The sequence below is a fragment of the Pelagibacterium nitratireducens genome (assembly GCF_037044555.1).
Taxonomy (GTDB): domain Bacteria; phylum Pseudomonadota; class Alphaproteobacteria; order Rhizobiales; family Devosiaceae; genus Pelagibacterium; species Pelagibacterium nitratireducens.
This window is the reverse complement of sequence record NZ_CP146275.1, coordinates 1576190-1595459: the sequence shown is the minus strand read 5'-3', so window position 1 is coordinate 1595459 and position 19270 is coordinate 1576190. Positions and strand designations below refer to the sequence as shown.

General features: G+C 61.3%; 20 protein-coding genes, 1 pseudogene and 1 other annotated feature. Of the genes and pseudogenes, 9 read left to right on the top strand and 12 right to left on the bottom strand.

Annotation, left to right across the window (positions count from 1 at the left end):
• Positions 1 to 3 precede the first annotated feature (3 nt).
• Positions 4 to 780: an NAD kinase gene (locus V6617_RS07975; protein ID WP_338610287.1), complete on the top strand. Its 777-nt coding sequence runs from the start codon at positions 4 to 6 to the stop codon at positions 778 to 780.
• Positions 781 to 787: 7 nt separating this feature from the next.
• On the opposite strand, the gene V6617_RS07970 is transcribed toward V6617_RS07975, so the two are convergent.
• From V6617_RS07970 to V6617_RS07960, 3 genes are all read right to left on the bottom strand, one after another.
• On the bottom strand, positions 788 to 1996 hold the full coding sequence (locus V6617_RS07970) for a DUF2336 domain-containing protein (RefSeq protein ID WP_338610286.1): 1209 nt from the start codon (positions 1994 to 1996) through the stop codon (positions 788 to 790).
• 80 nt (positions 1997 to 2076) lie between these two features.
• Positions 2077 to 2895, bottom strand: a complete 819-nt coding sequence (locus V6617_RS07965; protein ID WP_338610284.1) for a transglycosylase SLT domain-containing protein — start codon at positions 2893 to 2895, stop codon at positions 2077 to 2079.
• Between the two features lie 58 nt (positions 2896 to 2953).
• Positions 2954 to 3532 (bottom strand): nitroreductase, encoded by a 579-nt coding sequence (locus tag V6617_RS07960; RefSeq protein WP_338610282.1) that lies wholly within the window; start codon positions 3530 to 3532, stop codon positions 2954 to 2956.
• 106 nt (positions 3533 to 3638) lie between these two features.
• Here V6617_RS07960 and V6617_RS07955 point away from each other — a divergent pair, with 106 nt between their 5' ends.
• Positions 3639 to 4622 (top strand): hypothetical protein, encoded by a 984-nt coding sequence (locus tag V6617_RS07955; RefSeq protein ID WP_338610281.1) that lies wholly within the window; start codon positions 3639 to 3641, stop codon positions 4620 to 4622.
• A 641-nt stretch (positions 4623 to 5263) separates the two neighbouring features.
• Here the strand turns inward: V6617_RS07955 and thrS are convergent.
• The 4 genes from thrS to V6617_RS07935 form a co-directional block, all read right to left on the bottom strand.
• Positions 5264 to 7234: a threonine--tRNA ligase gene (gene thrS, locus V6617_RS07950; protein ID WP_338610279.1), complete on the bottom strand. Its 1971-nt coding sequence runs from the start codon at positions 7232 to 7234 to the stop codon at positions 5264 to 5266.
• Between the two features lie 129 nt (positions 7235 to 7363).
• A complete protein-coding gene (locus tag V6617_RS07945) occupies positions 7364 to 7777 on the bottom strand; it encodes a GFA family protein (RefSeq protein ID WP_338610278.1) in 414 nt (137 codons plus the stop codon).
• Complete coding sequence (gene yidD, locus V6617_RS07940) at positions 7755 to 8087, bottom strand: membrane protein insertion efficiency factor YidD (protein ID WP_338610277.1); 333 nt, start codon at positions 8085 to 8087, stop codon at positions 7755 to 7757. Before yidD ends, V6617_RS07945 begins: the two co-directional genes overlap by 23 nt.
• Positions 8087 to 8515, bottom strand: coding sequence for an iron-sulfur cluster assembly scaffold protein (locus V6617_RS07935; protein WP_338610275.1), 429 nt, complete (start codon positions 8513 to 8515; stop codon positions 8087 to 8089). Before V6617_RS07935 ends, yidD begins: the two co-directional genes overlap by 1 nt.
• A gap of 191 nt (positions 8516 to 8706) precedes the next feature.
• On the opposite strand from V6617_RS07935, the gene folE reads away from it, so the two are divergent.
• Both folE and hisI read left to right on the top strand, forming a co-directional pair.
• Positions 8707 to 9333: a GTP cyclohydrolase I FolE gene (gene folE, locus V6617_RS07930; RefSeq protein ID WP_338610274.1), complete on the top strand. Its 627-nt coding sequence runs from the start codon at positions 8707 to 8709 to the stop codon at positions 9331 to 9333.
• 40 nt (positions 9334 to 9373) lie between these two features.
• Positions 9374 to 9823 carry a phosphoribosyl-AMP cyclohydrolase gene (hisI, locus tag V6617_RS07925; protein ID WP_338610273.1) on the top strand — a complete coding sequence of 150 codons (450 nt, stop codon included), beginning with the start codon at positions 9374 to 9376 and terminating at the stop codon, positions 9821 to 9823.
• On the opposite strand, the gene V6617_RS07920 is transcribed toward hisI, so the two are convergent.
• Positions 9811 to 10554 carry a rhomboid family intramembrane serine protease gene (locus tag V6617_RS07920; protein ID WP_338610272.1) on the bottom strand — a complete coding sequence of 248 codons (744 nt, stop codon included), beginning with the start codon at positions 10552 to 10554 and terminating at the stop codon, positions 9811 to 9813. The two genes, hisI and V6617_RS07920, sit on opposite strands and share 13 nt — an antisense overlap.
• A 182-nt stretch (positions 10555 to 10736) precedes the next feature.
• On the opposite strand from V6617_RS07920, the gene V6617_RS07915 reads away from it, so the two are divergent.
• From V6617_RS07915 to V6617_RS07900, 4 genes and pseudogenes are all read left to right on the top strand, one after another.
• A complete protein-coding gene (locus V6617_RS07915) occupies positions 10737 to 11390 on the top strand; it encodes a PAS domain-containing protein (protein ID WP_338610271.1) in 654 nt (217 codons plus the stop codon).
• A gap of 220 nt (positions 11391 to 11610) precedes the next feature.
• Positions 11611 to 12243, top strand: a complete 633-nt coding sequence (locus tag V6617_RS07910) for a PilZ domain-containing protein (RefSeq protein WP_338610269.1) — start codon at positions 11611 to 11613, stop codon at positions 12241 to 12243.
• 286 nt (positions 12244 to 12529) lie between these two features.
• Positions 12530 to 12877, top strand: a pseudogene (locus V6617_RS07905) (cell wall hydrolase); the annotation flags it as partial.
• A 136-nt stretch (positions 12878 to 13013) separates the two neighbouring features.
• Complete coding sequence (locus V6617_RS07900; RefSeq protein ID WP_338610267.1) at positions 13014 to 13643, top strand: transglutaminase-like cysteine peptidase; 630 nt, start codon at positions 13014 to 13016, stop codon at positions 13641 to 13643.
• A gap of 206 nt (positions 13644 to 13849) precedes the next feature.
• Here the strand turns inward: V6617_RS07900 and V6617_RS07895 are convergent, their stop codons facing one another.
• From V6617_RS07895 to V6617_RS07885, 3 genes are all read right to left on the bottom strand, one after another.
• Complete coding sequence (locus V6617_RS07895; RefSeq protein WP_338610266.1) at positions 13850 to 14701, bottom strand: universal stress protein; 852 nt, start codon at positions 14699 to 14701, stop codon at positions 13850 to 13852.
• Positions 14702 to 14711: 10 nt separating this feature from the next.
• A complete protein-coding gene (locus tag V6617_RS07890; protein WP_338610264.1) occupies positions 14712 to 16196 on the bottom strand; it encodes a SulP family inorganic anion transporter in 1485 nt (494 codons plus the stop codon).
• 75 nt (positions 16197 to 16271) lie between these two features.
• Positions 16272 to 16327 (bottom strand) — a sequence feature (sul1 is cis-regulatory element that is thought to sense ions involved in sulfur or methionine metabolism; They are found in Alphaproteobacteria).
• 74 nt (positions 16328 to 16401) lie between these two features.
• Positions 16402 to 16728 (bottom strand): DUF6949 family protein, encoded by a 327-nt coding sequence (locus V6617_RS07885; RefSeq protein ID WP_338610262.1) that lies wholly within the window; start codon positions 16726 to 16728, stop codon positions 16402 to 16404.
• 95 nt (positions 16729 to 16823) lie between these two features.
• Here V6617_RS07885 and V6617_RS07880 point away from each other — a divergent pair, with 95 nt between their 5' ends.
• Positions 16824 to 17519 carry a hypothetical protein gene (locus V6617_RS07880; protein ID WP_338610260.1) on the top strand — a complete coding sequence of 232 codons (696 nt, stop codon included), beginning with the start codon at positions 16824 to 16826 and terminating at the stop codon, positions 17517 to 17519.
• A 20-nt stretch (positions 17520 to 17539) separates the two neighbouring features.
• On the opposite strand, the gene V6617_RS07875 is transcribed toward V6617_RS07880, so the two are convergent.
• Entirely contained in the window at positions 17540 to 19150 is a 1611-nt protein-coding gene (locus tag V6617_RS07875) for a BCCT family transporter (RefSeq protein WP_338610259.1), read from the bottom strand.
• Positions 19151 to 19270: the final 120 nt, after the last annotated feature.

Sequence of the window (19270 nt, the reverse complement as noted above, 5' to 3'; positions counted from 1 at the left end):
ACCTTGGCGCTCTATACTGATGGCAAGGTTGCCTTTGTCTCCTCTGATACGCCCGAAGCCAATGCGGCCCGGGAGGCGCTGATATCACATCACGGCGATGCGGGGATCGAGAACGCCTCGATCGTCGTTGCGCTGGGCGGTGACGGGCTGATGCTCGAAACGCTGCATCGGGTCATGGACCGGAACGTGCCGGTATATGGCATGAATTTCGGGACCATCGGTTTCCTGATGAACGACTACAACGCCGACGCCCTGGACGTTCGGCTGCGGGCTGCCCTTCCGACCCGCATTCATCCGCTGGCGATGCGGGTGACCGATTCCGATGGCAAGGTATCCGAAGCGCTCGCGCTCAACGAAGTCTCGCTCTATCGCTCGTCCTATCAGGCCGCCAAGATCAGAATCGCGATCGACGGGGAAACGCGCCTCGAGGAATTGATCTGCGACGGCATCATCGTGGCGACCCCGGCCGGGTCGACCGCCTACAACCTGTCGGCCCACGGTCCCATCCTGCCGATCACCGCGCCGCTTCTGGCCCTGACGCCGATCTCGCCATTTCGCCCGCGGCGCTGGCGTGGGGCGATCCTGTCGAACCGGGCCAATATTACCTTTACGACCCAGGAAAACGGCAAGCGGCCCGTCAGTGCGGTTGCAGACAACGTGCAGTTCGACAATGTCGTTGAAGTGCAGGTCCATGAAAGCCGCCGCCATTCGGCAACGCTTCTGTTCGACCCCGGTCACAGCCTCGACGAGCGGGTGCTGATCGAGCAGTTTCGCTACTGACCCGAAATCAGGCCGCCGGAAGCGCCAGACGCTGCTGGCGCAGATCGGGTACCATGATCTCATCGGGCGATTCGGCGGCAAAGGCAGGCATCACGCCGCGCGCCGCGCTGCGGGCCAGCGCGATATTCTGCTCGTTGAGATAGGCAAACGATTCTTCGAGCGCAGCTGGAAGCACCCCGTCGTGCTCGACAATCAACTCCTCGATCAGGAGCGAAACGACGCAGTGGCGCGCCGCCACATCGTCGGCCAGATCGGCCTGCCGTGCATGACCGACCAGGCGCGCGAGCAAGTTGCGCACCGCAGGGGTAAACCCGCAGCGACTGAATACGGCATGCAGCGCCGCGCGGCTGCCGCTGTCGAGAATGGTGAAAATCTTGGCCCGCGGTGTGCCCGAGAGATGGGAAAGCGCGTCGGCAAAAAACAGCACGTGCCCGTGCACCATGGCATGCAGCATCAGCCGGGCGTTGATCTTTTCACCCTCCGACATCGCCGCGACATAGCCCCGCGCGCCCCTGCCCGCTTCGCGCTCACCGATGGCCGTGGTTGCGTTGTCGCAGGCATCGCGCATCAGGCGCTCGAGGCGACGCGGCTGGATTGCGCCCTTGACGACCCGCAATCCCAAAAGCGCCTGCCGGACACGTTCGACCAGATGCAATCGGGCAATACCGGGCAGATCGCGGCGCTTGAGCAGCGCGCCGCGCACCTTTGCGTCCTCGCCCCATTTTTCCGACAGCAGGGTAAGATCGTCTTCCGGCAAGGCGATGTCGGAGCGGCCCAGAACCCGAAGGCACAGATCGGGATCGCCCAGACGGGTGAGCGCCAGCGCCACACGCTGGCTCAGTGTCGGACGGGCGGTCATTACCGCCAGCATGTCCGGATCGCCCGAGCGGATAATGCCCATCAGATCGGCATCGAGCAGGACCGGGGAAAACTGGACCACGGCACGGGAAATGACCGGCGCGTCCTGGGCCAGAGAGAGCATGATCGGGCGCGGCGCGTTCTCGGAATGCAGCAACCCATAGGCCAGCGCGGCGCGGACCTTGACCGACGGATCGTCGAGAAAATTCATCAGCGCCGCATAAAGCGCTGCCTGCTCGTCCGCCGGCCCGCGATGGGCAAGATAGGCCATGGCAGCCAGATGAGCTGCCTGCCCCCGCTCCTCGCTGTCCCGCGATTGGCAAAGTTGCACGTAACGCTGATAGGCGACCATACGCATCCCCAAAACACTCTTGGGGACAAACTAGCCCGCAAGGTTTAAGTTTTGGTTCACCATAACCGGCCAATTGGCCCCGAGGACTATTCGCCCGAATAGAACCCGCTGAACAGCGCACGGCCCGGCACGACGTTTGGCGTCTGGACGGGAGCCGATACCGACGATTGCGCTTCGGTGGCAAACAGCGAGGTAAAGGAGACGCCGGGCGGGATCAACGGCGCCGAATCGATTTCCACCCGCGAGGGCAAGGGCTGCTGGCTCGCCAGCTGCTGGGCGGCAAAGGCCGCGTTGTCCGTCGTACCCGAATGGCGGGCCACCAGCGCTTCATAGACCTCCCGCACGCTGCGCGGGCGGCCATTTTCGTAAAAGATCGATGGGTTGGCGGCGGCGGGACGCGGAAAGGCCGCTGCCGCATCGGCGTTCGGGTTCTGCAATCCGAGCTCGAAAAACCTCTCGGCCCCGCTCGGCCCGAGAAAATGGGCAATGTAGAGCTCGCCAGGGCTGGGCATGCGTCCGAACTTGCCCATCAGATAATCGCCATTGCGGCGGGTGAATGCCGCTGCCATGTCGGACGCCACCTGCGGATCGTTGCGCAATTCGAGAATCTGCTGGCGCACCGCCGGATCAGAGACGAAGAATTCGCCCTCATGTTCCTGAATGTGATCGGCAAAATCCTGGTAGCCCAGCCTTGGCCCCTCATCCTTCATCACTTCGAGCCATGTGCTCTCGATGAACTGGAACAGCCCCGTCGCCGACGATGTCTGGGCCTTGGCGCTGGGGTTCAGGCTGCTTTCCCGCATTGCCGTCTGTAGAAGATAATCGAAATCCACACCATTGCGCGCCCCGGCCCTGTCGAGGGCATAGGCGATGGGCTGCGGCACGTTGGAAATCGGGGAGGCCATGAAATCCGACTCAAGTATGCTTGGACGTTAAGGAAACCCTACCGTGGTTAACTCCCGGTTAACCACGCCAATAGGTGGTCAGCGCCGCAGGATCGGGTCGGTCCCGTTCCTCGAGCCGGGTCTGCGGCGTGCCGATGTGAACGAAGGCGACGAAACGCTCCCCTTCCGCAGCCCCCAGCATTGCAGCGGCCTGCGCGTCATAGGCAAACCAGCGGGTGACCCAATGGGCACCAAAACCAAAGGCGTTGGCCGCATGGCAAAGATTGAAAGCGACATTTCCGGCGGCCAGCAATTGCTCAAATTCAGGGATCTTGAAATGAGGAGCGGCCGTCGAGATCACACCGACGGTCAGAGGTGCGGGAAGGAACTGCTTGCGCTCGATTTCAAGCTGCTCGTCGTCGCGCTCGGGCCATTTTGTCTTGGCGATCTCCAGGAGCCGGTCGCCGACCTGCTGGCGCGCCTCGCCGTCATAAACCACGAAGCGCCACGGGGCGAGCTTGCCGTGATCGGGAACCCGGCAGGCGATGGTCAGCATCTCCGTCAACTGCTCGGGCGATGGCCCCGGCTCGGCCAGAAACGGCGCGGTGACGGTGCGGCGGGACGACAGATAGTCGCGCAGCGTGGTATTCACAGTCATGACAGCTCCCAACTTGCTCATCGGGCTCCCTTATGACACAGCTTTTCCCCAATCCAAGCCTATCAGAGTGTTCGCTGGCGAGGAGTATTCGGTAAAGAGTGGTTTGATGCGCCTTCGGTCCCTGCTTTTGCTTTTTGTTCTGGCGTTCGGCGCCTTACCGGCCTTCGGCCAGGAAATCGATGAAACGCTCGTCGCCCCGGTTCCCCCGCCACGGCCGACCGAATTCGGCGGCACGGATCAGCCCGCCGATTCGGGCAATGGTGCCGGTCCCGACACCGCAATCGATGGCCCCGACACGGGGCCGGACCGCCCCGATTTTTCCGGCATTACCGACCCGCAGCCCGTGACGCTTTCGGCCCGGTTGACCGATGATGGCCCCTTCATTCCCGAAGGGCTGGTGTGGCGCGTTTTCGACACGCGAACCGATGAGACAGGCGAATTGGCGCTGGTCGCGAAGTCCGAAGACGCCACGGCAACGCTGAGTCTTCCGCCGGGCGAGTACATCATGCATGTGGCGTATGGGCGGGCCCAGGCCAGCGATACGCTGTTTGTCGAACCCGGCCCCAACACCCATACCATCGTTTTCGAGGTGGGAGGATTGCGGCTCTCGGCGATGATCTCGGGGGATGTGCCGATCCCCAGCGACCTGCTCCGTTTCGATATCTATTCCAACGGCCCCAATGGCCGAGTCACGGTGGCCGAAAACGTGGCGCCCGACGAACTCATCCACCTCAACGCCGGCATCTATGCAATCACTTCGCGCTTTGGTTCGGTCAATGCCGTGGTGCGCACCGAGTTGCGGGTGGAGCCGGGGCAGATCACCGAGGCGACACTGTACCAGAAGGCCGCCCAGGTCGCGCTGAGGCTGGTGTCCGAAGACGGCGGCGAGGCGATTGCCGACGTCGAATGGACGATCAAGACGCCGGAGGGGGAGACCATCTTTGCCGACATCGGCGCATTCCCGACCACCGTGCTGGCCGAAGGCGACTACCTGGCTTTGGCCAAGCTGGGCGAGAATGTCTATAACCGCGAATTCGAGGTGACGGCAGGTAGCCCGCGCGAGGTCGAGATTCTGACGACGGTGTATTGAACGCGCATGCGAAAACCTCCGACGGCGAGATCGCCTCGGTGAATGGTTAGACGGCATGGGGCGATGAACGCTCCGCACTGAAATTTATATATATGAAGCGATCATCGCCCCATGCATCCGGGGTTTTTGGCTTATGGCGGCGTCTCGGGCTGGGGTTTGTCGGGAAGACACCATCGCTGGTGCCTTCCGCGGTGCCCCTCCGGGTTTCCCCGGTGCGACGTGGATACCACTCCTCGTCCGGCCATCCGTCCGCTTTGGACCTTCCCTGCGGCGACCCGCATGGAACCCGAACCGATCCCGCCCAAACGTTCGTTGCGCTTGCGTCTATCTGCGCGGGTTCGTGAGGGCAGTATGGGGGAGATGGAGAGGACGGGGATAAAGTTTCTCGCGCGTCTCCATCCTCTCCGTCGTCATCCACGGGCGTTGCTGCCCTCGCGCATAGCGCTCCGGGCGTTCGCGCCTCAAATCGCTCCACCGGAGCGATTTGCCTACGGACGGCACTCACTCCCCGGGTCAAGCCCGAGGATGACGCGCAGGGGGGCGCTGGGGATGGAGCCGGGAGCACCGGCTGCTCGCGTCGAACGCGACTATTGAGAAAGCATACAAGAACAAAGGGCCGCGCGGTGCGCGGCCCTTGAAATTCACGCGGCCTTGCGCTTGAGATCGGGTGGGGTTACCTGCCCGGCCAGATCGGCGATCGCCTCGGCAACCGGTGTTACCGTCTGGCCCTGGCTGCCCAACTGCCGGATCGAGACCGTCTTTTCCTCGGCCTCGCGGCGGCCAGCCACGAAGATGAAAGGCACCCGGCCGACCGAGTGCTCGCGCACCTTGTAGTTGATCGATTCATTGCGGGTGTCGACTTCCGCCCGAATGCCTTGCGCGCGCAGATCGGCCACGACCTGATTGGCATAATCATCAGCATCGGAAACGATGGTCGCCACCACCACCTGCACGGGCGCCAGCCAGAGCGGCATGCGGCCGGCATAGCTTTCGATCATCATGCCCAGGAACCGCTCCAGCGATCCAAGGATCGCCCGGTGCAGCATGACGGGACGCTGGCGCGATCCATCCTCGGCCACATAGGACGCATCGAGACGCTCGGGCATCACGAAATCGAGCTGCAATGTGCCGCACTGCCAGGAGCGCCCGATGGCGTCCTTGAGATGAAATTCGAGCTTGGGACCGTAAAACGCCCCCTCGCCTTCCGCGATCTCGAAACCACGACCCGTGGCCTTGAGGGCATCACCCAGGCTCTTTTCGGCAAGGTCCCAGACGCTGTCGTCGCCGGCGCGGGTTTCAGGCCGCGTTGCGAGCAGGATCTTGACCTCGGTAAAGCCCATGTCCTCGTAAACGGAATCAAGCAGCGCGCAGAACTTTTCGGTTTCGGCCTGGATCTGATCGACCCGGCAGAAAATATGGGCATCGTCCTGGGTCATCTGCCGCACGCGCATCAACCCATGCAAGGCGCCATGCGCCTCGTTGCGATGACAGCAGCCAAATTCGGCAAGCCGTAAAGGCAGATCGCGGTAAGACTTGATGCCTTGGTTGAACACCTGAACATGGGCCGGACAGTTCATGGGCTTGAGGGCCAGCAGGTTGGCATCGGCCGAAATTTCCGGCTGATCGCCTTCGGTCGAGGGCGTCTCGTCGGGCACAACGAACATGTTCTCGCGGAACTTGCCCCAATGGCCCGATTTCTCCCACAGCTTGTTGTCCAGAAGCTGAGGTGTCTTGATTTCCTTATAGCCTGAAGCATTCAGACGGCGGCGGATATATTCCTCCATCTGATTGTACATGACGAACCCCTTGGGGTGCCAGAACACCGAGCCCTGCGCTTCGTGCTGGAAGTGGTAAAGGTCCATTTCCTGGCCGATCTTGCGGTGATCGCGCTTTTCGGCCTCTTCGATCATGTGCAGATGGGCGTCGAGCTGGTCCTTCGAGGCCCAGGCGGTGCCGTAAATGCGGCTCAGAACCTCGCGGTTGGAGTCCCCGCGCCAATAGGCGCCGGCCACCTTGGTCAGCTTGAAGGCCTTACCGACATCCTTGGTGGTGCGCATGTGCGGCCCACGGCACAGGTCGAACCACTGGCCCTGCTTGTAGATCTTGACCTGCTGGTCGGCGGGAATGGCGTCGATCAACTCGACCTTGAACTGCTCGCCCTTGGCCCCGAAGACCTTCCTGGCTTCGTCCCGGTCCCAGACTTCGCGGGTAAATTCAGCACCACGGTCGACGATTTCTTCCATCTTTTTTTCGATGGCGCGCAGATCGTCCTCCGAGAACGGTTCGGCGCGGTAGAAATCGTAATAGAACCCGTTCTCGATGACCGGGCCGATCGTGACCTGGGTGTCGGGCCAGAGCTCCTGCACCGCCTCGGCAAGAACATGCGCGGCGTCATGGCGGATCAGCTCGAGCGCGGCGGGATCGTCACGCAAGACGAATTCGATCCGACCATCGGCCTCGAGTTCACTCGAGAGATCGGCCAATTCCCCGTCCCAGCGCATGGCGACGGTTTTTTTGGCCAGCGATTTGGAGATGCCTTCGACGATGGTGGTGCCGGTGGTGCCTTTTGCGTAATCACGCACTGCACCATCGGGGAACGTCACCTTAATCATCGTCGGTCTCCAAAACTGCTCACAATCGAGCGGATGTTCATAAGAAATGCGCACTGGAGCGCGCGCGGTTGATTAGCATGAATTGGCGGTCAATCCAGCCCTTTATGGCCAGCGGTATCCGGCACAGGCTTACGGAAACCGCTCATATTGGGGAAGATCGTCGGTAATCTCGTACCAGGGCGCTTTCGAGCCGACGAAAATGTGCATTGTGGGACGGATCGAAGGGGCATCGGTCAGCGTGCCCAGCGAGACATTGGCCCGTGTGCCCTTCTGGACGATCGAATAGAGCAGCGAACCGCATTTCCCGCAGTGGATGTCATAGGAGTCCTCTGGCCTATCGCCACCATATCGCAGGACAGTGTCGGCGCCCGAAGTAATCGAGAGCTTTTCCGCCTCGATGCCGGCAATCGGCTTGAACGCAGCCCCCGTCGCTTTGCGGCAATCGGTGCAATGGCAATTGAGCGCATAGCGAAATGCATCCTCGACCTCATAGGTCACGGCCCCGCAAAGACACGAGCCCTCAAGCGTGCGGTTGGTGCTCATCGTTCTTTTTTCCTCTCCAGCGCCCATAGCGCCATGGCAGATACCAGCGCGCGCCATTCGGCAGCGCGTCGGGCACCGGATCGTAGCCGTGCGTGCCACCAGGGCGGCAGCGCCAGATGCGCCCTGCCCCCATCCAACCGCCCGGCCAGAAGCCGTGCCTTAAAATGGCGTCGCGGGTGAATTCCGAACAGGTCGGCGCATGGCGGCAATTGCGGCCCACGAGCGCCGAAAGTGTGTAGCGATAGGCCTGGATCAGGAGATAAGCCGTCCATTTAAACGGCCAGTCGATGACCGCCCAGACCCGATCCATCACGCCCCGGCCCGCTCGAGCGCCTCGACCACCGCCTCGAACACCAGAAGTGTCGAGGCATGGCGGGCCGGAAAGGCGCGAACCGGTTCGAGATATTTCAAATCGTCCCATTTTCCGTTGGGCGGAGGGCCGTCAGCCCTGAGCATGGCGGTCATCTGGTCGCGGACCACGCGAAGTTCGGCCGGCGTCGAGCCGACGATCCGCTCGGCGACGATGGCCGCGCTGGTCTGGCCGAGCGCGCAGGCGTTGATGGTCGCGCCATAGGCTGCAACCCGCCCCTCATCGAACTCGAGATCGACTTCGACCACCGAGCCGCACACGCGCGACACTTTTCGCGCCGTGGCATCGGGGTTTTCGAGTCGCGGCATCTGGCGCGCCGCACCGGCGATTTCGAGGATCCGATTGCTGTAAAGGTCGGAAAATTCCATTTTTCGGGCCGATTGTGGGTCGCCGGACCCTGTTGTTCACTCAAATTTGCCAATCTGTTTTCTTGTCGACCGGCACGTCCCGCCTATATAAGGAGCGTCGTCACGGGCTGCAAACGCAATTGGTCCAGATTCAATCCGTCGGCGTATAAGGGGCAGATAAGCGCCCGTCGATTTTCAAGGGGACACCCTTCATGGACATGAACGTAAAGCCCAAGCCTGCGCCGACCGCGCTCGACCGCGTGATCGAACGCCCCAGCCGCCAGGAAGCCGAGGCGGCCGTCCGCACGCTGATCGCCTGGGCCGGGGACAACCCCGAGCGCGAAGGCCTGATCGACACGCCGCGCCGCGTCGCCGACGCCTATCGCGAATTTTTCGCTGGCTACGAGGAAGACGCCAAAGCGGTTCTCGAAACCACATTCACCGAGGTCGGCGGCTATGACGACATCGTACTGGTGCGCGATATCCCGTTCCATTCCCATTGCGAACACCACATGGTGCCCTTCGTCGGCAAGGCCCATATCGCCTATCTGCCCCATGACGGGGTGGTGGGCCTTTCCAAGCTGGCTCGGGTGACTGACGTTTTCGCCAAGCGGTTGCAGACCCAGGAAAACCTTACCGCCCAGATCATCGAGGCGATCAACGAAGCCATCAACCCGCGCGGGGCCGCGGTGATGCTCGAGGCCGAGCATATGTGCATGTCGATGCGCGGCATCAAAAAGCACGGCTCGTCGACGGTTACCCACCGCTTCACCGGGGTCTTTGCCGAGGATCGGCAGGAACAGGACCGCTTCTTCGCCCTCATCCGCGCCGGGCGATAGACGCTTTCGCGAGGCGCGGTCATCGGGTAAAGACCGCGCCATGACACAGTTTACCGACCCCCAAACCCTTTCCAAAACCGATCTCGAAGCGGGCACCATCTTTGCGCCGAAGTTCGACGCGAATGGGCTGGTGACCGCCGTGACCATCGAGGCGGGCACCAATGAGGTGCTCATGGTGGCGCACATGAACGCCGAGGCGATTGCAGAGACGCTGCGGTCCGGCCACGCGACCTATTGGTCGCGCTCGCGCGAGAAACTCTGGAAAAAGGGCGAAACCTCGGGCGAACTCCAGGAACTGGTGGAACTGCGCACCGATTGCGACCAGGACGCGCTGGTGGTTGTCGTCAGGCAAACCGGGCACGGCGCAGCCTGCCACACCGGCCGCAAGAGCTGCTTTTACCGTCGGGTCGAAATGACCGAGGGCGAAGTCGGGCTCAGCGATACGGGCGAGGCGCCGCTGTTCGATCCTAAAGAGGTTTACGGGCGCTGATTGCGCCGCGCGAATCTGTCGAGAACCGAAGGCAACAAGAGCCCCGCGACGAACCCGCCGATATGGGCTTCCCAGGCAATGGCAACACTGGCGCCCAGGATGAAGGGGGCAAAGCCGATCAGCAGGTTCAGCCCCAACCAGAAGATGATGAAGGTCCGGCTGCGCGAATTGGCGAACACGCCGGCAAGTGTAGACGTCCGGCGCCCAAGCGCCACCGGCTCGCCGGTTTCCGAATCATGGCCGACCACTATGGGCTCGAAAATGAACCGCATCGCGGCCCCGGTGAGTGCCGATACACCACCGGAGGCGCCAAGCAGCACGGCGAACTGATTGACAGAAAACATCAGGGCAATCGACTGGACGATAGCTCCGGCCAGCGCTCCGAGCAGGAAGACGATCAGAACGCCCGCCGTGCCATAGCGCCGTCCCACCGGCGTCCCAAACACCATGAGCCAGGCGGTGTTGACCAGCAGATGCATGTAATCGACATGCAGGAACGCGTGGGTAAAACCGGTCCAAAGCAGCGGCAGCGCCCCACCCTGCCACGCGGCGCCGTTGGTGAGCCGGTCAGGGATAAACGCGAACCAGATCCGCAGATTGCCAAGCCCGTATTCATCGAGCGCCAGATCGGCGGCAATGTGAACCGCCCACATCAGCCCGATCAGGACCATGATGACGCCTGGCACGTTGAAAATCGGCTCGCGTTGCGGCTCTTGCGGCGTATCGGCCATCGGGTTTTCCCTTGTCTTGCAGCGGCGGTGTACCGGCTTGGCGGCTTATCCACACCGGGCCGGTGGAAATTAACCTTAATGATTGTTTAAGAGCGCTTTTACGCAGCCGATTTGGCAATGTAACGTTGTCCTGGCGGGAGCTCATCACGAGCCGCCGCATCGTATTGTTAAGGTCTGCCGGTATGCAACAGCGCTCGACGAAAACGCTCTACTCCTACTGGAACGAAATCCGCGGTGCCCGCTCCACGCCCGAGCGCCGGGACATCGATCCTACACGGATTCGCGATGCGCTGGCCCACACCTTCATCCTCGAATCCGGCGACGGGCTCGATTTCAATTTCCGGCTTGCCGGCTCCCATATCTGCGCCACCTATTGCCGCGAACTCAAGTCCCGGCCCTTCTCGGCCCTGTGGTCGGTGCGCGATCACGACGCGCTCGAAACGCTGATGCGGGCGGTAACCGAGGACCATGCGGTGGCCCTGGTGACATTCGAGGGCAGTACTGAACGCGGCGAAAAGCTTTCATTCGAGATGGCGCTGTTCCCGCTCCGGCACAACGGCGTCACGACGTCGCGGATGATGGGTGGCCTTTCGGCGCTCGACGCACCCTACTGGCTCGGCATCCACCCTATCGTCGACCAGCGCATTACCGGCCTGCGGCTGATCTGGCCCGACGACAAGGACACCGTGACCCCCGAAGGGTATCGCAGCGCCATGCTCGACGACATCGCCGCGGCAATGAACGATGGGCCCTCCACCCCCATGCCCGCAACCGTCGCCGGCTACTCGGCCCGCCGCTACGCGCACCTCTCGGTTATCGACGGCGGAAAGAACTAGAGCCGTTCAGGGTTTGATTGAATCAAATCCTTGACCCTAAACCCTTGTTTTGGCGCGTGTCCGAACGGCAAAACCGTTTCCATTCCCGATCGCGTCGAGGACATGGTTTTGCTGGACACGCTCTAACGGGCGGGTCAAACATCGCCACCCTTACCGTCCGTTAACGCTATTGCGCATATTGTTGGTATGAAAACCGACAGGCAACAGGGCGGCGCGCAACATGTTCAGCGAAGATACAACGCTTCGGACGACGCTGGCTGACGTTCTTCCGCGCGAAGATGCAGACCGTTTCCAACGTGTTCAGGTCTCCGTGCTTGGCCGTTACATGCTGGCCGATCGTCGCGAGTTTCCCTGCCAGATCATCGAGATGTCGCCCGGCGACGCCATGGTCATTGCTCCGGTCTCCGGCAAGGTCGGAGAAAAGGTCATCATCTATCTCGACTATCTGGGCCGCGTCGAAGGCACGATCTTTGAGTTGATCGATGGCGGATTTCACATGGATATCGTCGCCTCGGCCCGCAGGCGCGACAAGATGGCGGCCCAACTGACCTGGCTGGCCAACAAGGACATCCTGAACCTGCCCGAGGACCGGCGTCACGAGCGCGTGGTGCCCGACATTCGCCACTCATCCATCGTTCTCGAGGATGGACGGCGCTACAATTGCAAGATCACCGACATCTCGCTCTCGGGCGCTGCGGTGGAAATCGAGGTTCGCCCCGCGCTCGGCACCCCCATCTCGCTCGGCCGCATGCGGGCCCGCGTGGTCCGGCATTTCTCCGACGGCATCGCGGTCGAATTTGCCTCGGTGCAGGAGATGCTGACGGTCGTGCAGCAGAACCTGCGGATCAACTGATCGGGCGCTCTCGGTGCCGAGTTTGCAGCCGCACCGGCCGATGATCAAATCCGAAATTTTCGTAGTGAACCGATCCTTAACCCGGCCCGTCTAATGTTGTCCAACATGCGCGAGACCGGTCGTTGGGGGGCGGGATCGGAAAGCGCAACCACCCGCGTATTCTGGATGGTCTAAAGTCATGCGTATCGTAAAAAAGGTTGCCGCGATTGCCGTCAGCCTTGCCGCCCTCACCTCCCTTTCCGGCTGCGTTTCGCTGTTCGGACTGTTCGGATCGAAAACGCCGCACGAATGCATGACCCGCGTCATGTATTTCGAGTCCAACCGCTCGAGCCCGGACGGCATGCTGGCCGTGGGCACGGTCGTGATGAACCGGGCCAATTCCCACCAGTTCCCCAGCGATGTCTGCGGCGTGGTCGGCCAGAAAAACCAGTTCGCCGATGGCGTGCTGTCGCGGCAGATGACCGAACAGCGCAGCCTCAACCTGGCGGCGCAGATGGCAACCCGCGTGCTGCGCGGTGAACGCCATCCCGGCGTGCAGGACGCCATGTACTTCCACACCGCAGGGCTGACCTTTCCCTATCGCAACATGCATTATGTGCTCGTGGCGGGCGGCAACGCCTTTTACGCGCGGCGCTGAATCGATACCGGAAAGAACATGCCTAACGGGCTGTAAAACAACCCGATAAAACACGCTTAAAAACTGCGCGGCAATTTTTCTATCAGGGCAATTGCCACCCTCTATCGTGGTCTCCGTCGGGGAGATTACGATAATGAAAAACAATTCGATCCTTATTTCGGGCCTTGTCGCCCTCATCGCGTCCGCCGGAGCTGCCGCACCTGCGCTCGCCCAGGAAAGCCGTCTCGAGCTCGCCTATGCCGAGGTCTCGGCCGGCACGACCTCCATTCCGGTCGGGCATATGGAATTCTGCCAGAGCCGTCCCTATGAGTGCCAGCCGCTGGCCGCGGCCGCACCGGCGGCCCTTAGCGACGATCTGTGGCGCCAGCTTCAGGACGTCAACAACCACTATAACACCACCATAACCGCCGTGAGCGACAGCGACCTCTATGGCACCGAGGAATTCTGGACCTATCCCACATCGGGCTATGGCGATTGCGAGGATTTTGTCCTCGCCAAGCGCGCCGCGCTGATCGAGGGCGGCTGGAACCCAGCCAATCTGCTGATCTCGGTGGTCAAGCAACCCGATGGCGAAGGCCATGCGGTGCTGATGGTGCGCACCGACCGGGGCGACCTTGTGCTCGATAATCAGGAAGGGCTCATCAAGCTCTGGACCGACACCCCCTACACCTACCTCAAGCGCCAGTCGCAGGCCCATTCCGGCCAGTGGGTCGATATTGTCGACGGCCGTGACGAAATCGTGACTGCAACCGCCGGTTACTAGAGCCGTTCAGGATTTGATTGACTCAAATCCTTGGCTCTAAACCCTTGTTTTGTCGCGTGTCCGAACCGCAAAACCGTATCCACTTTTGCTGGACACGCTCTAAAGATCTGCCCCGCCACCGGGGCATCCGTTCTCACTCCCCGACAGGAGTGTTCACTGAGCCGGCATTCCTCCCCGAATGCCGGCATTTTTCTGGCTCGCTGGCGCTACCGAAACAGCAGCACCGGGATCTTGCACGACCGCATCATTTCCGAAGTGGTCGAGCCGATAAACAGGCTCCTTATGCGCGAATGGCCATAGGCGCCCATGATCAGCAGATCGACACCGTCCTGTTCGACGACCCGGGTGATAACCGTTTCGGCTTGCCCGGCCTGAATGTCTGCGGTGACGTCGAGGCCGGCCGTGGCAAGCCTGGCCTTGGCGGCCTCAAGCTTGGCCCATGCGTCTCCGCTTTCGTTACCCACGGTGAGCAGGCGAATGGACACACCTGCAAAGATCGGGCTTGTGGCGATATAATCCACGGCCTTCATGGCGCTCGGCCCGCCATCGAAGGCGACAAGCACCGTCTTGATATCGACAAAGCTCCTGGCTGCCACAAATACCGGACGCTTGGACGACCGCACGACACGCTCGAGATTTGACCCCAGATGCAGCTTGGCGAAATCGGCACCCTCTCCGCGCTTGCCGATGACCAGCAGTTCGGCATCCTTTTCGAGATCGCTCAACGTCTCGACGATATCGCCATTCATCAGACGGGTAGAGACCGCCTTCACGCCCCCGTCCGTCAGTATCGATTGGGCATCCTCAAGGATCGCCCTGCCCTTCTGCTGAGACAGCCTGGCCCGGCGTTCGTCGAGGTCTGCCAGATCGGCCAACAACGCCGAACGCGCACCCAGCGCAATCGATCCGCTCAGGTCGGTGACCGGCACGTCCCGCCGGCCCAGCACATGGAGCACCTCGACCGGCTGGCCCGACCGGGTTGCAAGCCAGGCCGCATTTTCACAAACGCTTTTGGAATAGACCGAGCCATCGACCAGCGCGACAAGTTTGTTTCCCATTATTGCCTCCCTAATGTGCCATGAGCTTGTCGACGGCGCCCGGCTTGTCGTGGATAGCCAGCTTGTCGACGATCGTTTCACTGGCTTCGTTGAGACCGATGATCTCGACCGTGGCCCCCTCGCGCCGGAATTTGAGCACCGCCATGTCCAGCGCGGCAACGCTCGAAATATCCCAGATATGGGCACGGCTGACGTCGATGGTGACGGTTTCAAGCACCTCCTTGAAGTTGAAGGCTGCCATGAAATCGTCGGCCGAGGCAAAGAACAATTGCCCCTCGACAACATAGGTGCGATGGCGTCCGTCTTCTGAAATCTCCGAGCGCACAACGAAGAGCTGGGCGATCTTCCAGGCAAAAAAGATCCCTGACAGCAACACCCCAACCAGAACGCCGATCGCCAGATTGTGGGTGTAGACCACCGTCACGACCGTTGCGATCATCACGATCGAGGACGAGCGCGGATGGGTGCGCAGGTTGAGAATCGAGGACCACGAGAAGGTGCCGATCGATACCATGATCATGATCGCAACCAGTGCGGCCATGGGGATGCGGGCCACAAGGTCTCCAAGCACCACGATCATGAACAGCAGGAACACGCCAGCTGCAAAGCATGAAAGCCGCCCGCGACCCCCCGATTTCACATTGATGATCGACTGCCCGATCATCGCGCAGCCCGCCATGCCGCCGATAAAGCCCGTAGCGGTGTTGGCCAGCCCCTGCCCGATGCACTCCTGGTTCTTGTCCGAGGGAGTATCGGTCAGGTCGTCGACGATCTGCGCCGTCATCAGCGATTCGAGCAAACCGACCACGGCAACCGCTGCCGAATAGGGCAGGATTATCATGAGCGTGTCGAGGTTTAGCGGAATATCCGGAATCAGAAACACAGGCAGCGTCGAGGGCAACTCGCCCATGTCGCCGACAGTGCGCACGTCGAAACCAAGAAAAATCGAAAGTACCGTCAGAACCACGATGCAGACCAGCGGTGAGGGAATGGCCTTAGTCAGCATCGGAAACAGATAAATTATGCCAAGCCCGGCCGCGACCAGCACGTATGTCAGCAGTGGCACACCGGTCAGCTCGGGAATCTGGGCAAGAAATATCAGAATCGCAAGCGCGTTCACGAACCCGGTCATCACCGAGCGCGAGACGAACCGCATCAAGGCGCCCAATTTCAGCATGCCCATGCCGATCTGCAACAGCCCGGCCAGAACGGTTGCGGCGAGCAGATATTGCAGGCCGTGATCGCGCACCAGCGTGACCATGAGTACGGCGGTTGCCGCGGTGGCCGCCGAGATCATCCCCGGACGTCCGCCGGCGATAGCGGTGATGACGGCGATTGAAAACGATGCATAAAGGCCGACCTTGGGGTCGACCCCGGCAATGATTGAAAACGCAATGGCTTCGGGAATGAGCGCGAGAGCAACAACGAGGCCGGCCAGAAGATCGCCGCGCACATTGCCAAACCACTGCGCGCGATAGGCGGTCAATGAGGTCATTTATTTTCCGAATGTTTTGAGAACCAAACCAGCGGAGCGAAATACTCCGGTCCAGGAGAGCTGGAAACTTGATTTAGTTGTCCGGCGGATCGGCGGCCGGAAGAGCCACCCGGGGTTTCACCGGGTCCAGGGTTCGTGGGTCCACGTTTGACCGGAAACGGCGCCCGAGCGCAAGGCATTACTGCCATGCGCCGGACGCATGGCGTCAGGCGGCGGCCTTGAGAACCGAGATATAGGTGCCCACAACCATCATTCCGGTCACGAAACTCCAGCCGAACGCGATGACCGCAGCAAGCATCACGTTGACGGTGGAGGCCCTTCCGCTCGCGTCGGCGCGCATGCCGAGCCTGAGCATCATGTAGGGACCGCAGATAAACATCACGAACAGATTGACCAGGCTCTCGAGCGCGTTGGCGCCCTCGACGCGGAACTCGGCCACCTTGCGGGCAACCTGCTGGTAGAGATGGGTGCCGGTGCCGGCAACGCTCATGCCCACGGCGATCAGAAACAGCGCCAAAATAAGATGCGTCACGCTTTCCTCCGGCGCCGGGGCGGCGCAGATTACCGACTTTACGATTTATTAAGCATAAGTGCCCCCAAACTGGTTGTCATTGCTCACGCGCATCTATGGTTAATGTGAACAGCCTGTCGGACACCCGCCGAGACATCCTGCCTGCCCGTACGGCGGGCTCTGCGCTCTATACGGTGATTGCTGTCGGGCTGATTGTGGCCATGGCGGGCCTGGGAGCTGCCTATGGCGTGCGAAGCTGGCTCGATTCGATGGCCGCCGACGCGGCAGCCGCCGAACCCTCGGCCAGTCACATCGTCACCATCGGCGCCCAGCGTTACGCGATACCCGCCGCATTGATGGCCGATCCGATCCAGCGCCGCGACGGTTTTGCCGAGCGGATGGATTTGACGCTGGCCCTGCCCTTGGGCGAGAACGGGAAGCTGAGCGAAGTCGCGATCACCATCATGCCGCGCGGACGCATGCGCACCAGCGCGGCGCTGCTCGACAGCGTCTATCTGCACCAGTTTGCAGCAACCCAGCTTTCGGGTGTCCCCGGACTTGTCGGCAAGCCACTCGAACTCGACGCCGGAACGTCGGGCGAGACGGTTTGGTATGACCCGCTGACGGCCAACCCCTTCGTGGCCAAATGCATGACGCCGGTCGCCATGACAATCGGCGACAGAACCTGCCTGCGCGTGCTGATCCTTTCCGATCGCAACACGGCAATCGTGGCTTTCGATCCGGCAGCGCTGGACAACTGGCGCAGCTTTGACAGCCGTATCGAAGAGGCGCTGACGCCTCTCCGAAAATAGCTTTTCAAGACCGCATATTTCTAGAACTGGTCGAGCTTGGGCCGTCGGCCCACAGTGACGTGGTCGATGTCTTCGATCTGGAAACCCATGATGATCGACGGGATCATCATGAACACCAGACAGAAGATCGGCAGCCCCACCACCGTAATCACCTGCTGCAGTGCCGTGAGGCCCAGATCGCCGGCCAGGATGATCAGCATCACGGCCACCATTCCTTCCGCCACGCCCCAGAACACGCGCTGGTGCACCGGGCCGGGCTCAGCCTCGCCCGTGCACAGCATATCAACCACGAGCGAGGCCGAATCCGAAGACGTTGCGAAAAAGATGGCGACGACGACGATGGCGATGCCCTGCACGAGGGTGGCCAGGGGGAAATGCTCGAAAAAGGCGAACATCGCCAGCGGCACCGATTCACCGACCGCCCGGCTCAATTCGCCGGCAGCCGGCCCCATCTGCTCGCGCAGCGCCAGACCGATGCCATCGATTTCCATGGCCTGCCAGCCAAAGATCGCAAACCAGATCAGGGTGAACAGCGAGGGCGCCAGAAGTACGCCGAACACGAACTCGCGGATGGTCCGCCCTCGCGAAATGCGGGCCACGAACAGGCCGATGAACGGCGACCATGTCACTGTCCAGGCCCAGTAAAAGACCGTCCAGTCACCCTGCCAGCCCCACGGGTCGTTGGTGGGATTGATATTGGCCAACATGTCGTTCCAGAACGCCAGCCTGGGCAGATTGAAGAAATAAAGCCCGAACGTCTCGACGATCGCCCGAAACAGAAACAGGGTCGAGCCGGTCACCAGAACAAAGATCATCAACCCCACGGCCATGCCGATATTGAGGTTGGAGAGCAACTTCACGCCCTTGTCGAGACCGGCCACGATCGAAACGACCGCGACGGCGGTGAGCACCACAAGGATCCCCACCGTCAACGGCACATCGTCGGCCATCCCGGTCAAAGCGGAAATGCCAGCCGAAATCTGCGAGGCACCGAGGCCGAGAGAGACCGCCACGCCGAAAAGCGTGCCGAGAATCGAGGCGATATCGATCGCCTTGCCTATGGGGCCATGAATGCCGTCCTTGAGCAGCGGATAAAACACCGAGCTCACCCGCACCGGAAGGTTATAGCGGTTGATGAAATAGCCGAAGGCCAGACCGGGCAGCGTAAAAATCGTCCAGGTGTGCAGGCCCAGGTGATAGATCGAGATCGAGATCGCGTCCTTGGCCGCCTGTTCGCTGAACGGCTCGACACCCGCCATCGGCGGGCTTGAAAAATGGCTGATCGGCTCGGCCACGCCCCAGAACATGAGGACCGTGCCGATGCCGCCGGCAAACAGCATGGTGAACCATGAGAGATTGGAATAGTCGGGCGTACTGTCGCGCGGGCCAAGCTTGATATGGCCGTGCCGGCTGACGGCGGCCCAGATCAAAAACCCCAGCCAGGCATTGACGCCGAGAATGAAAAACCAGCCCAGATTGGTAACGATCCAGGCACGGGTCACCTCAAAGAAATTGCCGATCGGTTCGGGAACAACGACCAGCAAAAGAACGAAAATGACAGTAAGTCCCGCTGAAACAAAAAATATCGTCGGGTCCGTCCTCAGACCCAACCGCTCGGCCCAGGCTTCCATTGGAGCCTCCCTTTGTTAGCCCGCAAACAAATCCCCCTGACGGGAAGCATGCACGGCAAACGACCGAAATGCAAAAAGGCTCCCCGAACGGGAAGCCTTTTTAAAATTCACTTTTTATTT